This window comes from Streptomyces sp. NBC_01750 (assembly GCF_035918095.1).
Taxonomy (GTDB): Bacteria; Actinomycetota; Actinomycetes; order Streptomycetales; family Streptomycetaceae; genus Streptomyces.
In genome coordinates this window covers 6,068,836-6,083,625 of sequence record NZ_CP109137.1, presented here as the reverse complement: position 1 = coordinate 6,083,625, position 14,790 = coordinate 6,068,836, and the positions used below count along the sequence as shown (strand labels likewise).

Here is a 14,790-nt window from a genome sequence, read left to right as displayed (position 1 = left end):
GCTGGTGGGGCGTACGTGAAAACGAGACCGCCCCGTCACTTCCGTGCCGGGGCGGTCTCGTTCACTGCGAAGGAACGTCAGTCGTTGCCGTTTCCGGCGGACGGAGTCGTCTTCTGGATCTGCAGCAGGAATTCGGCATTCGACTTCGTCTGCTTCATCTTGTCCAGAAGCAGCTCGATCGCCTGCTGCTGGTCGAGCGCGTGCAGCACCCGGCGCAGCTTCCAGGTGACGGCGAGCTCGTCGCTGCCGAGCAGGATCTCTTCCTTACGGGTGCTGGACGCGTCCACGTCCACCGCCGGGAAGATGCGCTTGTCCGAGAGCTTCCGGTCGAGCTTGAGCTCCATGTTGCCGGTGCCCTTGAACTCCTCGAAGATCACCTCGTCCATGCGCGAGCCGGTCTCGACCAGCGCGGTGGCCAGGATGGTCAGCGAGCCGCCGTCCTCGATGTTCCGCGCGGCACCGAAGAAGCGCTTCGGCGGGTAGAGCGCGGTCGAGTCGACACCACCGGACAGGATGCGGCCGGAGGCCGGCGCCGCGAGGTTGTACGCACGGCCCAGGCGGGTGATCGAGTCCAGCAGCACGACCACGTCGTGACCCAGCTCGACGAGGCGCTTGGCGCGCTCGATGGCCAGCTCGGCGACGGTGGTGTGGTCCTCGGCCGGGCGGTCGAAGGTCGAGGAGATGACCTCGCCCTTCACCGACCGCTGCATGTCGGTGACCTCTTCCGGACGCTCGTCGACCAGGACGACCATCAGGTGGCACTCGGGGCTGTTGACGGTGATCGCGTTGGCGATCGCCTGCAGGATCATGGTCTTGCCGGTCTTCGGCGGGGCCACGATCAGGCCTCGCTGGCCCTTGCCGATCGGCGCGACGAGGTCGATGATCCGGGTCGTCAGGATGCCCGGGTCGGTCTCGAGGCGCAGTCGGTCCTGCGGGTACAGCGGGGTCAGCTTCTGGAACTCCGGGCGCCCGCGGCCGGATTCGGCCGCCATGCCGTTCGCCGAGTCCAGGCGTACGAGCGCGTTGAACTTCTCACGGCGCTCGCCCTCCTTCGGCTGCCGCACCGCGCCGGTGACGTGGTCGCCCTTGCGCAGGCCGTTCTTGCGGACCTGGGCGAGGGAGACGTACACGTCGTTCGGGCCCGGCAGGTAGCCGGAGGTCCGGATGAACGCGTAGTTGTCGAGGATGTCCAGGATGCCCGCGACGGGGATCAGGACGTCGTCCTCGGAGACCTGCGGCTCGTTGCCGAAGGAGTCCTCGCGGCCGCGACGGCCACGACGGTCGCGGTAACGGCCACGGCGTCCACGCCGGCCGCCCTCGAAGTCGTCGTCGGCCTCGTCGGCACGCGGGCCCTGCTGACCACCCTGCTGGCCGCCCTGGCCGCCCTGACCGCCCTGACGCTGCTGGCGCTGGCCGCCCTGCTGGTCGTCGCCCTTGCCGCGACGGTCGCGCTGACGGTCACGGCGCTCGCCGCCGCGGTCGCCGCCGCGCTCACCACGCTCGCCACGCTGGCCCCGGTCCTGGCGGTCGCGCCGGCCCTCGGCGGTGTCGGCGGCGGCCTCTGCCTTGGCATCCGGCTGAGCGTCCGTCTTGACGTCGACGGCCGTCTCGGTCCTGGCCTCTGCCTTGGCCTCGGTCTTGGTGTCCGGGCTGCCCGCCTGGGCGGTGGCCCGACGACGGCGGCGCTCACCGGCCGGCTGGTCGTCGCTGGCCGGCTGACCGGGAATGTCGATCTGCTGCTGCGCGACGGCCTTCTCGGCCTTGTCCGCCTTCTCGGCAGCGGCCGTGGACTCGTCGCCCGTGCGCGCCTTGGAGGTGGCGCGCCGCTTCGGCTTGGTCTCGGCCTCGCCGGTGCCCGCCTCGGCGCTCTTCGGCGCGGACGAGCCCCCGCCCGCCTGCGCCTCCTTGATGACCTCGATCAGCTGGCTCTTGCGCATCCGCGCAGTGCCCCTGATCCCGAGGCCGGACGCGACCTGCTGCAGCTCGGCCAGGACCATGCCCTCGAGGCCGGTGCCGGAGCGGCGGCGCCGTGAGGTGGTGCCAGAGGCAGCACCTGCGGCGGGCGCGGCGGTGTCGACGTTGTTGTCGGCAGTCACGCCCATCAGATCGGTGGTGTCGCTCACGAAGGGTCCTTCCCTGGAGCGGACGTCGGCCTTCTGGCTCGGCGACCGGTTGTGCTGTCCGACGGCGGTCCTGGCTTGCGGACCGTGTCGGAGCGGTGGTCCCGCCGGCAATTAACGGCGGAGAGATATACGTGCAAAACCCGGCCCGAGGTTCCCCCTGCTCGGCCCACTCCTGGAAAAGCGAGGGGTTTCGTGCCGTTTCCGGAGCGTGCTCGAAGCTGCTCAGGCAGGCTGCTCAGGCAGTCGGGGAGGCTCCCGGAAGAATGTTGGTCCCGAATGGGGACGCTAAGCACCGCGCCACAAAAACGTCGGGTGCAGACTTGAGGTTAACACTACCGGCTCCAACAAACATTCCCCCTCTCCATCACCGGCAATCTTGGTGTCGCTACGGGGCGAGCGGCAGAACACTCGCTCCCGCGACGTCGAAGGTGAGCCGGTTGGCCGCCCACCCCTCGCCCGCCAGCCGTGCGACCTTGTCGGCCACACCGTCCTCGGTCAGCGCGAGCACCGTCGGGCCGGCGCCGGAGATGACCGCAGGGACGCCGTCGGCGCGCAGTCGGTTGACCAGTTCCACGCTCTGCGGCATCGCCGGGGCGCGGTACTCCTGGTGGAGCCGGTCCTCCGTGGCGGGCAGCAGCAGCTCGGGGCGCCTGGTCAGCGCCTCGACGAGGAGGGCGGCGCGGCCCGCGTTGGCGGCTGCGTCCACATGGGGGACGCTGCGCGGAAGCAGCCCGCGCGCCGTCTCGGTAAGCACCGGCTTGCCAGGGACGAAAACCACCGGAACGACGGAATCGGAAGGATCCATCCTGATGGCGCGCGCCGCTCCGCCGTCGGTCCAGGCGAGCGTGAAGCCGCCGAGCAGACACGCGGCGACATTGTCGGGATGCCCCTCGATCTCGGTGGCGAGTTCGAGCAGCGCCTCGTCGTCGAGCCTGGCGTCGCCGCCTATGGTCACGGCGCGGGCGGCGACGATGCCGGCGCAGATGGCTGCCGACGACGAGCCCAGACCGCGCCCGTGCGGGATGCGGTTGGCGCAGACGACCTCGAGGCCGCGCGGCTGTCCGCCGAGCAGGTCGAAGGCCGTACGCAGGGAACGTACGAGCAGATGGCTTTCGTCGCGGGGAAGCGTCGTGGCGCCCTCACCCGCGATGTCGATGTGCAGACCGGAGTCCGCGACCCGGACGACCACGTCGTCATACAGCCCAAGGGACAGCCCGAGGGCATCGAAGCCCGGGCCGAGATTGGCGCTGGTGGCGGGGACGCGCACTCGGACGGCGGCGGCGCGGAACGCTGGACCGGCCATCGCTCGATGACACTCCTTGGTTCTGACTGCGAGATTTTTCGAGAGTTACGAACACCCGTGGGCCGTAACGGCAACAACACCGCGGCATATGCGGCGGGGCGGGATCAGGTACAGCGTAGCGAAGGATGGCTGAGTGGCGACATAGGGCGCACGGGAGGCGCACGATGCGTGTCGTAAGTCTCCTGTGCCCCTACGTACACCGTTGTCCGGCTTGCCATGCTTTCTCAGGTGCGCCCCGGGAAGGCAGGGCGGGGCTCTGCGGCAGAGCCCTATGCCAGACCTTTACCCAGAGCATTACCCGAGTACCCGGAGCCTTACCGCGACGTTCGCTCGGGGCTCTGGGCGGGGCTTCCCGCGCAGGGCTCTCAGCGCAGTGCCCTCCGCACAGTGCCCTGCGCGGAGGCCTTACGCAAGACCGAGCTGCTCCGCGGCCGCGGCCGCGTCGACCGGCACGGTGACCGGCTGGGGCGCTCCGGCGACCGCCCAGTCCGGATCCTTGAGTCCGTTTCCGGTGACCGTGCAGACGATTTTCTGGCCCGGGTCGACCTTGCCCTGCTCGGCGGCCTTCAGCAGACCGGCCACGGAGGCGGCCGACGCGGGCTCCACGAAGACGCCCTCCTGCGAGGCCAACAGCCGGTAGGCGCGCAGGATCTCACGGTCCGTCACCTCGTCGATGAAACCGCCCGACTCGTCCCGCGCGGCGAGCGCGTACTGCCAGGAGGCCGGATTGCCGATCCGGATCGCGGTGGCGATGGTCGACGGGTCCTTGACGATCTCGCCGCGCACGATCGGCGCCGAACCGGAGGCCTGGAAGCCCCACATCCGGGGAGTGCGCGTGGACATCCTGTCCGCGGCGTACTCCTTGTACCCCTTCCAGTACGCGGTGATGTTGCCGGCGTTGCCGACGGGCAGCACGTGGATGTCCGGGGCGTCGCCGAGCGCGTCGACGATCTCGAACGACGCGGTCTTCTGGCCCTCGATACGGAATGGATTGACCGAATTGACCAGCGCCACCGGGTAGTTCTCGGACAGGCCGCGCGCCAGGTTCAGGCAGTCGTCGAAGTTCCCGTCGACCTGCAGGATCCGCGAGCCGTAGACCAGCGCCTGCCCCATCTTGCCGAGGGCGATCTTGCCCTGGGGCACCAGGACGGCGCAGACCATTCCGGCCCGTACGGCATAGGCGGCGGCCGAGGCGGAGGTGTTGCCGGTGGAGGCGCAGATGACCGCCTGCGCGCCCTCCTCCTTGGCCTTGGTGATCGCCATGGTCATACCGCGGTCCTTGAAGGACCCGGTGGGGTTGGCGCCCTCGACCTTGAGGTACACCTCGCAGCCCGTGCGCTCGGAGAGGACCTGCGCCGGGACGAGCGGCGTGCCACCCTCGCCGAGCGTGACGACAGGCGTCGTGTCCGTCACCGGGAGACGCTCCCGGTACTCCTCGATGATGCCGCGCCACTGGTGGGTGCCGTTGGTCGTCATGGGTCCCTTACTCCCCTTCAACACGCATGATGCTGGCGACACCGCGCACGGTGTCGAGCTTGCGCAGCGCCTCGACGGTCCCCGAGAGGGCGGCGTCGGGCGCGCGGTGGGTGACGACGACGAGGTCGGCCTCGCCGTCCTTGCCCTGCTGACGGACCGTATCGATGGATACGCCGTGCTCGGCGAAGACCGTCGCCACCTGGGCGAGTACGCCAGGCTTGTCGGCCACGTCGAGGCTGATGTGGTACCGCGTCACCACCTCGCCCATGGGGCTCACGGGCAGCTGGGTGTACGCGGACTCGCCAGGACCGGTGGAGTCGGCGAGCTTGTTGCGGCAGACGGCAACGAGGTCGCCCAGCACCGCGGAGGCGGTCGGCGCGCCGCCGGCGCCCGGACCGTAGAACATCAGCTGCCCGGCCGCCTCGGCCTCGACGAAGACGGCGTTGTACGCCTCTCGGACGGAGGCGAGCGGGTGGCTGAGCGGAATCATCGCCGGGTGGACGCGGGCGGTGACGGACCGGCCGTCGGCCGCGCGCTCACAGATGGCGAGGAGCTTGACCGTGCAGCCCATCCGCTTGGCGGAGGCGATGTCGGCGGCGGTGACCTCGGTCAGGCCCTCGCGGTAGACGTCGTCGAGGCGTACGCGGGTGTGGAAGGCGATCCCGGCGAGGATGGCGGCCTTGGCGGCGGCGTCGAAGGCCTCGACGTCGGCGGTCGGATCGGCCTCGGCGTACCCGAGGGCGGTGGCCTCGTCGAGCGCCTCGGAGTAGCCGGCGCCCGAGCTGTCCATCTTGTCGAGGATGAAGTTGGTCGTGCCGTTGACGATGCCGAGCACGCGGTTGACCTTGTCGCCCGCGAGGGACTCGCGCAGCGGCCTGATCAGCGGAATCGCACCCGCGACGGCGGCCTCGAAGTAGAGATCCCTGCCGTGCTCCTCGGCGGCGGCGTAGAGGGTCGCGCCGTCCTCGGCCAGCAGCGCCTTGTTGGCGGAGACGACGGACGCGCCGTGCTCGAACGCGGCGGTGATGAGGGAGCGGGCGGGCTCGATGCCGCCGATGACCTCGATGACGACGTCGATGTCTCCGCGTTTGACCAGGGCTGTCGCATCGGTGGTGATCAGCGCGGGGTCGATGCCCTCGCGCACTTTGGAGGGCCGGCGGACCGCCACACCCGCCAGTTCCACCGGAGCGCCGATACGGGCCGCGAGGTCTTCGGCGTGCGTCGTCATGATGCGCGCCACCTCTGAGCCGACCACTCCGCAGCCCAGCAGCGCCACCTTCAGCGGACGCGTACGCATCATCCGACCTCGTTTCGTGTGCATCAACGGTGTGGACCAGTCTCACTCACCGGACGGGAGTTTCTATCCCCCGTCCGGCATGCGAGACATCTATCTCAACTAACCGACATCCAGACGCAGGAGATCTTCCTCCGTCTCACGCCGGACGATCACCCGCGCCTCGCCGTCCTTGACAGCGACGACGGGCGGGCGGAGTGCGTGGTTGTAGTTGCTGGCCATGGACCGGCAGTACGCGCCGGTGGCGGGCACGGCGATCAGATCACCGGGCGCGAGATCGGCCGGGAGGAAGGCGTCCTTGACGACGATGTCGCCGCTCTCGCAGTGCTTGCCGACGACGCGGGCGAGCATCGGCTCCGCCTCGGACGTCCTCGACACGAGCGCGACGCTGTACTCGGCGTCGTAGAGGGCCGTACGGATGTTGTCCGACATGCCGCCGTCGACGGAGACGTACGTACGCAGCCCCTGGAGCGGCTTGACGGTGCCGACCTCGTACAGGGTGAACGCGCTGGGCCCGACGATGGCGCGGCCCGGCTCGACGGAGATCCGGGGCGTGCGCAGCTTCGCCGCCTCACACTCGCGGGTGACGATCTCGCTGAGGGCCTTGGCGATGTCGTGCGGCTCGCGCGGGTCGTCGTCGGACGTGTACGCGATGCCGAGACCGCCGCCGAGGTCGATCTCGGGCAGCTCGATGCCGTGCTCGTCCCGTACTTCGGCGAGCAGCCGCACGACGCGGCGCGCGGACACCTCGAAACCGGCCATGTCGAAGATCTGCGAGCCGATGTGCGAATGAATGCCGATGAGCTCGAGGCCGTCGAGCCTGAGGGCGCGCCGTACGGCTTCGGCGGCCTGCCCGTCGGCGAGTGCGATCCCGAACTTCTGGTCCTCGTGGGCGGTGGCGATGAACTCGTGCGTGTGCGCCTCGACGCCGACGGTGACGCGGATCTGGACGCGCTGGCGCTTGCCCTGGCGCTGCGCGATGTGCGCGACACGGACGATCTCCTGGAAGGAGTCGAGGACGATGCGCCCGACGCCGACGCGTACGGCCCTTTCGATCTCTTCCTCGGACTTGTTGTTGCCGTGGAAGGCGATGCGGTCGGCGGGCATGCCGGCGTCGAGGGCGGTGGTGAGCTCGCCGCCGGAGCAGACGTCGAGATTGAGGCCTTCCTCCGTGAGCCACCTGACGATGGCCCGTGACAGGAACGCCTTGCCCGCGTAGAACACATCGGCGTCCTTGCCGAAGGCGTCGGCCCAGGCACGGCAGCGGGCCCGGAAGTCGGACTCGTCGAGGAAGTAGGCGGGAGTACCGAACTCCTCAGCCAGCCGCGTCACTTCGATCCCGCCGACGGCGACGGCGCCGTCCTCGTTCCGGGTGACCGTCCTGGCCCAGACCTTCTCGTCGAGGACGTTGAGGTCGGTCGGCGGGGCGGTGTAGTGGCCCTCGGGGACGACATCCGCGTGGCGGGGCCCGGCGGGGTGTGCGGAACGGCTCATGGTGTCTCTTTCACAGGTGTTCGGGTGCGCTGATGCCGAGCAGGGACAGGCCACCGGCGAGCACCGTCCCGGCGGCTTCGGCGAGCGCGAGCCGGGAGCGGTGGGCGGCCAGGGGTTTTTCGTCGCCCATGGGCAGCACCGTGTGCTGGAAGGCGAGGAGGGCGTCGGCCGTGTCTTCCAGATACCGGGCGAGCCGGTCGGGGGCGCGGTGACGGGCGGCGCCGGCGAGTGCGGCGGGGTAGTCGCCGATGGCGGTGGTGAGGGCGGCGGCGTCGACATGCGTTTCGGGGGCACTGCCGAAGTCGAGTTGTGCGGCGTTACGGGTGAGGGCGCGGGTGCGGGAACAAGCGTACTGGATCTTGAACAGTGGGTTGCTCTCCTGCCGCGTCATCAGCTCGTCCCCGACAAAGGGGTGATCGTGCCCGGCAGGTCGCAGCAGCGCCCAGCGCGCGGCATCCGGCCCGAGCCGCCGGAGGAGTTCACGGGCGCTCTCCCCGGCGGGCACGGGGGTCACATCCGTGGGCAGGTGGCGGCGTCCCCCCTGCGCCTCGACGCGCACGCCCAGCTCGGCCCAGACCGGGTCGGCCGCCCCTTCGCAGCTGGTACGGACGAGGGTGCCCTGCGACACCAGGATCCGGCGCAGGGCATCGGCGGTGACGGCAGCACGCACCTCGGCGCGGTAGCCGGGTTGCGCGACCGCCCCGGTCGGCGCGATCCACCCGTACCTGCTCCCCCGCTCCAGCACCTCCCGTACGAGCGCCTGCTGCGCGCCCGCGTCCAGGGTGATGTTGAGGAAGCCGGGCCCGGTGATCTCGATCCCGGCGATCCCGGGGACCTCGGCGATCCGGTGCCGCAGCATTTCGGCCACCGCGCGGGGCCGCTGCCCGGCCGGCCCGGCGAGCCGTAGGGCGACATTGGTGGCGTAGTCCCCGCAGCCACCGGGCCGGGGCCGCTCGACACTGACACTCTCGGGCACGGGCGCCCGCAGCGCACCGTCCTCCACCGCGCGGCACACGGCGTGCAGCACGGTTCGGGAGAGCTCGGCGGGGGTCACGGGACAAGCGTATGGGAGGGAGGGGGGCCCTTCGCGAACCGGTTTCGCGATGCGGTCAGCCGCGTGCGCTTCCCGCCCGCCCGGCGCCATGCCTGCCGTCGACGGACGGCGGGCCCTCCCTGTGCATCAACTGCCGTACGAGACGGACCAGCTCGGACGGTTCGAAGGGCTTCGCGAGAAAGGCGTCCACACCGGCGGCGAGCCCGTTCTCCACCTCGTACTGCGTGCAGGCACTGATGATCGCGACGGGCAGATGCCTGGTCCGCGGATCGGCCCGCAGCCGGGCGACGGTGCGCAGCCCGTCGAGGCGGGGCATCACGACATCGAGCGTGATCACATCGGGGCAGACGCGATGGACGACATCCAGACACTCGGCACCATCGGCCGCGGTCACGACCTCGAAGCCCTCCAGCTCGAGATTGACCCTGATCAGCTGCCGTATGACCCTGTTGTCGTCGACAACGAGCACCCGGCCGGACGCGCCTGACACAACTCGAGAGTAGGTCGGGGGGCAGGGCCGCGTCCGGGTTTTGCCGACTTCCACCCTGGCCGCGCGCCGCGAGCGGGCGGGGGACGGGGGCGAGGGGATGGGCGCGGGGGCTGCAGCTGGGGGCGGAAATACCTGTTCACGGCGACCCTGTGGGAGCTGGTAGGGTTCTACCCGTCGCCGCAGAAGTGCGGTGGAACGCCCCCGTAGCTCAGGGGATAGAGCAACGGCCTCCGGAGCCGTGTGCGCAGGTTCGAATCCTGCCGGGGGCACCCTGCATGAGGTGCCCAAAGACCCCGCCACCAGCGCTTTGGCTGAGGACGGGGTCTTGGCGTATGTGCAGCCGTATGCCGCTCACGGCCGCCGTATGACGGACTCTGTGGACTATTTGTGGACAGGATCTTGGTGGCATCTGCCCAGGCCAGTCCCCCGAAATGACGAAGGCCCCTGGACATGTCCAGGGGCCTCGGAGCGTACCGCCGCTCGCTCTCACTCGTACTCGCTCAGCAGGTCCTCGATGCGACGGTTGGCAACCTCCTGACGGCCGTCGAGACACTTCGCGTACCGACTCAGCAGGACCTCAACGCTGTTGCCTGCGCGCTCGGCAACCTCGGTTGCATCCACACCGGCGTTGAGCCATGTGGACAGGGCGGAGTGCCGAAGGTCGTACGGCCGGCGAGCCAGCGGCGAGGCGACCGCGGCGGGCGGGAGAGCCAACGTCCGGGCTTCCTGCCAGGCCCGGTAGTACGTGGAGGAGGAGACCACTCCCCCGCCCTCGCTGAAGAACAGCCGGCCGTCACCGGCGGTCCCGAAGGTGTCGATGTGCTCCCGGAAGATGGTCACGAGCTGCGGAGGAATCGGTACGCGCCGCACGTCCTCGGTCGGCCGGTTCTTCAGCCCGCGGTCGTCGTGGCTCTCTCCGGAGTCGGTCCACTGCTTGCCCACACTGGGGCGGGTGCGATGGAGCAGCGCGGCGCCCCATCCGGAGCCGGGCAGCGTGAGGTCAGACTCGGCAAGACCCACCACCTCAGCGGGGCGGAACCCGCCGAAGTACATCCCGGCGAACAGCCCCACGAGGCGACGGCCGCGGGCCCGCCGATAGCCACCGACGTACGAGACCGCATGCAGCAGCGACCGCGCCTGCTCTGGATTGGCCACCACTCGGGGATCCACCTCACTCGATACCTTGGGCTTCTGCCAGCGCACCGCGGCGAGCGGGTTTTCCTGGAACTCCCCCAGGTCGACCGCATAGTGCACGGCATTGACCAGGGTGCGACGCTTCCGCCGTACGGTCTCGGCAGCAGCCGCGGTCCCGTCTAATTTGATCTTGAGCGAATCGAGAACGGCCCGACCGGTCACCGGGTCCGCCAGGTCCGAGAGAGGCCGAGAGGCTTTAGCGACCCAATGCAACGTGTTGCCGATCTCCGTGGGGAGATCCCGATCATCCGGACCGGGGAGGACAAAGGCCCAGTTCCGCAGAGCTTTGCGCAGCAGTTCGTCCGCCGGCCGCCCGGGACGATCGTCCAGAAGAGCCACGGTCACCGAGGCTAAGGATTCGTTGATCCCATCGCGGGTGTTCGGAGCGGCATGCGGCCACTTCATAGCCAGGTATTTCAGCGCGAAGGCGTACCAGCTCAGCGTGGCTTTCTTCTCGGCCATCGAGCCGGGAAGGCCGGACTCGGTGTCGAAGTCCTCACCGTCGCGGGTCGCGCGCATCAGCATCGAGCGGTAGTTGTCGGCGAGCCCTTTCGTCCTGAAAGAATCCGAGAACACCCGGCCGGCTACTGACCAGCGCACATCGTACGAAGCCTTTTTGGTGTTCCGCTTGCGGACGCCCCAGATCTTGACGTCGAGCGACTTCATACCGCAGCGCCTTCCAGATTTCGCAGCCAGGCAGTGAAGTCGCTGCGCCAGACGCGCAGTTCACCGTTGGGCAGCTTGAAGGCAGCCGGTCCCCTCCCCAGCTCTCGCCACCGATAGAAGGTCCGTCGGGATACCTCACCGAGTTCCTCCAGGATCTGCGGAACAGTCATCAGCTCGTCCTTCACGGCATGGCTCCTTCCAGCGCACGTTGGTCTTGCATGGCTTCTCTGGCGGTTTCTCGGTTGATGCGGATGTCTTCGGCGATGGAGGCGGCGAGGGCGGATTCGCCGGGGGTGTGGCCGTGGCCGGCGTAGCGCCAGTCGGCGAGGACAAGGGTTGTTTCCGGCTCAGGCAGGCCGAGTGCCTGGCGTTGCTCGGTTGCGCGGTAGTCGGCGCGGACCTGGCGCCGTTCGGCGAAGGTCGAGGAGTAGCGGCGGGACTTGGTGAGGAAGTGGCCGCGGAAGCCGAGCATGTGAGCCCAGGCCCAGAGCTTCCGTTCGGGGTAGAGCGGGTCGAGGTCCCAGCAGGCGCGGATGAGCCGCCGGGCGTGGTCGGGTACGTCGTGCTGGTCGAGTTCGGCGAGTTCACCGACGCGGCGGTCGAGGGTGCCGGTGGTCTCGGCTGCCTTGGTGGCGTACTTGGCGACGTAGGCGGCCACCGCCCCTTCACTGATGTCGTCGCCGTCGTCGAAGGCCTTGATCGGGCGGATGTCGAGCTGAGTGCCCCAACGCAGCGTGCGGGCGGGCTGGTCACCGGCAGCGGGCACCTTCGCGGTGACGTAGGGGTGTGCTGCGGCGGCCTCGATGCAGTGGGTGAGGAGTTCGGTGGTGGCCCACTGGGGCGGAAGCGTGTCGGGGCCGTCTGGCCCGTCGATGCGGATCACTGCGTGGAAATGGATGGCGCCGCGCTTCTGGAACTCTGCGACCTTGTTGAACGACAGCCGGGCCGTTTCCTTGAACGCCTTCTGAGTAAGCCCGGCATACGCGGCGAGCTCGCGACGGAGCCGGTTGACGAACCGGTGCCACAGCTCCCCCGCGTTGTTGTTGAACAGCACCGCGCCCGCGTAGTCGTACGTTGCCGGATCCAGGGCGGTGCCGAGGGCGGGATCACCGTCCTGGTGGCGGGTGCCGCAGCGGCAGCGGCCGGAGTCGGGGATGTTGTGCACGTGGCCGAACGAAGGTGGGGTGAGTGTGGCGAAGACGCGGGGGCGTTCGCGCACGGTGGCAGGGATGTTCATGGCGTCGTCGCCGGACAGGCCCGCGCGGATCAGGCGGTACGCATCTCCGGCGTAGAGGTAGGCGCAGGGCTGGCAGCGGGAGGCCCGGCGGTTGCCGCAGGCGATGCGCAGCCGGCCACCGGGCTCATCCTCGGTCGAGTAAGTGTGCAGGACCTGCCCGGTGGCCTTGTCCCGGGTCAGCGACCAGCCGGTGAGGTGGACGGGTTGGGCGCATCCGCCGGTCTTGCGGATCTGGTCTTGCCAGCGGGCGAAGTCAGGGGCCGAAGCCACCCTGACCAGGTCGCCCAGGGTGGTCGGATCGAGCGTGTCAGGCACGGGCAGCCTCCAACCCGTCAGCGAGAAGCGGTGCGGCGAGCAGGCCGGGCGGCGGGGTCCACAGACCGCGTGCACCGGGCCACGGCAGCGGCTCGGCGAGCGGGTTCACGTCGGTCAGTCGCCAGTGCCAGCGGCCGCGGGCCGACCAGAGGGTGCACCAGCCGTCGTCCTCGTGGCAGCCGTCCAAGCGGGCGACGGCGACGACCGCACCTCGGGGGAAGGGGCGGCGCAGGAACGGGCGGCCCAGCGGCATGTCTTTCGCGTTCGGGTCGACGGTGCGTCCGGCATGGATGAGGACCAGGCCCCGGTGCTCGGTGGGCCAAGACCGGTTGTCGATCCGCTTCGTGCCGTAGGCGACGCAGGAGGCCCAGGGCTGCCACAGCGTCAGCGCCAGGACAGGGGTGCTGTCGTGCTCGGGGAGGTGGGTCATCAGAGCACCTCCAGGAGGGCGGAGGCGATCCACTGGGCGACGTTGGCGGGCACGGCGTTCCCGGCCTGCTTGGTCTGCTCTCCCCCGTGACCGAGCACCGTGTAGTCGTCGGTGAAGCGCTGGGCGCGCAGGTGCTCGCGGGCGGACAGCATCCGGAAGTAGCAGTCCTCCACATCGATCTGTTCGGGGGTGCTGTCGGCGCCGAGGACCACGCCGGCCGACTCGCGGGTGGCGATGGTGTGCAGCGGTGTCCCGGTCGTGGTCGGGCCGCCCCTGCGATACGGAATGACCAGGCCGTGGTGATTGCCTCCGGCGGTGATCGCGGCCAGCGGATCGTTGACGCCCCTCGTGGTGGAGCCACCGCCGCGGTGCTCGGTGATGAACGGACCGGGCAGCAGCAGGGCTTCACTCTCGCGGGTGGTGCGGGTCCGCATCGGCACGGTGACGGCCGCCGCGTCCGTGTTCCAGCTGCCGCCGACCGGGACGAGCAACGGCGGGATGGCGATGCCGTCCCCGATCCGAACGGTGCGAGTAGGCAGCGGTGCGGCGAGCGCGGGGAAGGCGCGGCCGTCGCCCTGGTCGGCGTGGTTGACCGTGACCACGGCCGGCACGCGGTGCTTTTCCAGTCCGAGGCGGATCTTGCGCAGGGTGGAGGCGGCGAGGGACTTCATGCCCTTGGTGTGCCGGTCGCCGATCCGGATTCCGGGGTCTGACCAGTTGATCGCACTGGCAGCGGGGCGCACGTACGGTTCGACGAGCCGATGGCGGCAGGCGGTGTTGGGGCACCGGAAGTCGTACTGCTGCCGGTACTTGCCGATCTTCCTCCCGTTGCGCCAGGACTGCACGGCCGGCACGTCCTGTTCGCAGACCGGGCACCAGGCGGGCGGGCGGACATCGAGGTTCGGTGCCCGCAACTCCCGTCGGGTGAAGACGATGAAGATGCGGTCCCGCCACTGCGGGGCGTGCGGGTTGTCGTCCGCGCCGATGTGGGCCGCGGTGACGGACACGATCTGGTGGCGGAAGCCGAGGATCTCCCAGGCGTGCAGCCACCAGGAGAACAGCGGCCAGGCGGTGGCGAAGCGGGGGACGTTCTCACACACGACGGCGTCGAAGTGGTGGACCTCGGCGGCGCGCAGGATGTCGTAGGCGGTGGCCCGGGTGCGCTCCCACGCGGCGTCCTGGATCGGTCCTTCTTCCAGCAGATCCAGTTGGCCGGGGGTGGGCGGGGGCTTGGGGCGGCTGATGCCGTCGGCGGGGCTGCCCTCGGTGCAGATCGGGGAACCGACCAGGACGCGGGCTTTGGGCAGACGCCGCATGTCGTAGTGGTCCAGGTCCACGCAGAGGTGTTCGGCCTCGGGAAAGTTCGCCGCGTGCGTCTCGACGGCGCGGTCCCAGTGATTCGCGCCCAGCACCACATCGAAGCCGGCCCGGCGGAACCCGTCGGAGTCCCCGCCAGCGCCGCAGAACAGATGGATCGAGGTGGGCCGGGAAGTGGCGGAACGGCGCGTCATCGAACTGCCCCCTGCACGGACGAGTCAATGGCGGGGCGGCGGGTGGTGACGAGCCAGGTCGGGGCGGTTCCGGTGCCGTGGCAGGCCGGGCAGACAACGGGCAGGGTGGTGCGGGTGCCGTCCTGGTTGCGGGTGCCGGTGGTGATGGCGACGGTCGGGAAGCCGTCGCAGTCGGGGCAGATCCGCGCAGCGCGGTCGGGCAT

The 14,790-nt window shown here is 69.8% G+C and carries 13 protein-coding genes and 1 tRNA gene; 1 reads left to right on the top strand and 13 read right to left on the bottom strand.

Annotated features, from left to right (window positions below; all coding sequences use genetic code 11):
• Positions 1 to 77 precede the first annotated feature (77 nt).
• From rho to OG966_RS27775, 7 genes are all read right to left on the bottom strand, one after another.
• On the bottom strand, positions 78 to 2,123 hold the full coding sequence (gene rho / locus OG966_RS27805; RefSeq protein ID WP_326652617.1) for a transcription termination factor Rho: 2,046 nt from the start codon (positions 2,121 to 2,123) through the stop codon (positions 78 to 80).
• Between the two features lie 385 nt (positions 2,124 to 2,508).
• Positions 2,509 to 3,426, bottom strand: a complete 918-nt coding sequence (gene thrB / locus OG966_RS27800; RefSeq protein WP_326652616.1) for a homoserine kinase — start codon at positions 3,424 to 3,426, stop codon at positions 2,509 to 2,511.
• Between the two features lie 405 nt (positions 3,427 to 3,831).
• The gene (gene thrC, locus OG966_RS27795) at positions 3,832 to 4,902 is read right to left on the bottom strand and encodes a threonine synthase (protein WP_326652615.1); all 1,071 of its coding nucleotides are present in this window, start codon (positions 4,900 to 4,902) and stop codon (positions 3,832 to 3,834) included.
• A 7-nt stretch (positions 4,903 to 4,909) separates the two neighbouring features.
• Positions 4,910 to 6,199 carry a homoserine dehydrogenase gene (locus OG966_RS27790; protein ID WP_326655400.1) on the bottom strand — a complete coding sequence of 430 codons (1,290 nt, stop codon included), beginning with the start codon at positions 6,197 to 6,199 and terminating at the stop codon, positions 4,910 to 4,912.
• A gap of 99 nt (positions 6,200 to 6,298) precedes the next feature.
• Complete coding sequence (gene lysA, locus OG966_RS27785; RefSeq protein WP_326652614.1) at positions 6,299 to 7,690, bottom strand: diaminopimelate decarboxylase; 1,392 nt, start codon at positions 7,688 to 7,690, stop codon at positions 6,299 to 6,301.
• 10 nt (positions 7,691 to 7,700) lie between these two features.
• Positions 7,701 to 8,744, bottom strand: a complete 1,044-nt coding sequence (gene nrtL, locus OG966_RS27780; protein WP_326652613.1) for an ArgS-related anticodon-binding protein NrtL — start codon at positions 8,742 to 8,744, stop codon at positions 7,701 to 7,703.
• Positions 8,745 to 8,799: 55 nt separating this feature from the next.
• Positions 8,800 to 9,234 carry a response regulator gene (locus OG966_RS27775; RefSeq protein WP_326652611.1) on the bottom strand — a complete coding sequence of 145 codons (435 nt, stop codon included), beginning with the start codon at positions 9,232 to 9,234 and terminating at the stop codon, positions 8,800 to 8,802.
• A 197-nt stretch (positions 9,235 to 9,431) separates the two neighbouring features.
• On the opposite strand from OG966_RS27775, the gene OG966_RS27770 reads away from it, so the two are divergent.
• Positions 9,432 to 9,503: transfer RNA gene (locus tag OG966_RS27770), tRNA-Arg, on the top strand.
• 217 nt (positions 9,504 to 9,720) lie between these two features.
• Here the strand turns inward: OG966_RS27770 and OG966_RS27765 are convergent.
• From OG966_RS27765 to OG966_RS27740, 6 genes are read right to left on the bottom strand one after another with little or no spacing between them, the layout of a single operon-like run.
• On the bottom strand, positions 9,721 to 11,094 hold the full coding sequence (locus OG966_RS27765) for a tyrosine-type recombinase/integrase (protein ID WP_326652610.1): 1,374 nt from the start codon (positions 11,092 to 11,094) through the stop codon (positions 9,721 to 9,723).
• Positions 11,091 to 11,264 carry a helix-turn-helix transcriptional regulator gene (locus OG966_RS27760; protein ID WP_326655399.1) on the bottom strand — a complete coding sequence of 58 codons (174 nt, stop codon included), beginning with the start codon at positions 11,262 to 11,264 and terminating at the stop codon, positions 11,091 to 11,093. The genes OG966_RS27765 and OG966_RS27760 overlap by 4 nt, the downstream gene beginning before the upstream one ends.
• A gap of 11 nt (positions 11,265 to 11,275) precedes the next feature.
• Positions 11,276 to 12,646 carry a replication initiator protein RepSA gene (gene repSA / locus OG966_RS27755; RefSeq protein ID WP_326652609.1) on the bottom strand — a complete coding sequence of 457 codons (1,371 nt, stop codon included), beginning with the start codon at positions 12,644 to 12,646 and terminating at the stop codon, positions 11,276 to 11,278.
• Entirely contained in the window at positions 12,639 to 13,076 is a 438-nt protein-coding gene (locus OG966_RS27750; RefSeq protein ID WP_326652608.1) for a hypothetical protein, read from the bottom strand. Before OG966_RS27750 ends, repSA begins: the two co-directional genes overlap by 8 nt.
• On the bottom strand, positions 13,076 to 14,587 hold the full coding sequence (locus tag OG966_RS27745; protein WP_326652607.1) for a DNA cytosine methyltransferase: 1,512 nt from the start codon (positions 14,585 to 14,587) through the stop codon (positions 13,076 to 13,078). The genes OG966_RS27750 and OG966_RS27745 overlap by 1 nt, the downstream gene beginning before the upstream one ends.
• The gene (locus OG966_RS27740) at positions 14,584 to 14,790 is read right to left on the bottom strand and encodes a hypothetical protein (RefSeq protein ID WP_326652606.1); all 207 of its coding nucleotides are present in this window, start codon (positions 14,788 to 14,790) and stop codon (positions 14,584 to 14,586) included. Before OG966_RS27740 ends, OG966_RS27745 begins: the two co-directional genes overlap by 4 nt.

Bases quoted from the DNA above. Each gene is read 5' to 3' on its own strand.
- OG966_RS27745 (WP_326652607.1), bottom strand. From the start codon at position 14,587: ATGACGCGCCGTTCCGCCACTTCCCGGCCCACCTCGATCCATCTGTTC.
- lysA (WP_326652614.1), bottom strand. From the start codon at position 7,690: ATGAGCCGTTCCGCACACCCCGCCGGGCCCCGCCACGCGGATGTCGTC.
- thrB (WP_326652616.1), bottom strand. From the start codon at position 3,426: ATGGCCGGTCCAGCGTTCCGCGCCGCCGCCGTCCGAGTGCGCGTCCCC.
- OG966_RS27750 (WP_326652608.1), bottom strand. From the start codon at position 13,076: ATGACCCACCTCCCCGAGCACGACAGCACCCCTGTCCTGGCGCTGACG.
- OG966_RS27760 (WP_326655399.1), bottom strand. From the start codon at position 11,264: ATGACTGTTCCGCAGATCCTGGAGGAACTCGGTGAGGTATCCCGACGG.
- OG966_RS27790 (WP_326655400.1), bottom strand. From the start codon at position 6,199: ATGCGTACGCGTCCGCTGAAGGTGGCGCTGCTGGGCTGCGGAGTGGTC.
- OG966_RS27765 (WP_326652610.1), bottom strand. From the start codon at position 11,094: ATGAAGTCGCTCGACGTCAAGATCTGGGGCGTCCGCAAGCGGAACACC.
- OG966_RS27740 (WP_326652606.1), bottom strand. From the start codon at position 14,790: ATGCCCGACCGCGCTGCGCGGATCTGCCCCGACTGCGACGGCTTCCCG.
- thrC (WP_326652615.1), bottom strand. From the start codon at position 4,902: ATGACGACCAACGGCACCCACCAGTGGCGCGGCATCATCGAGGAGTAC.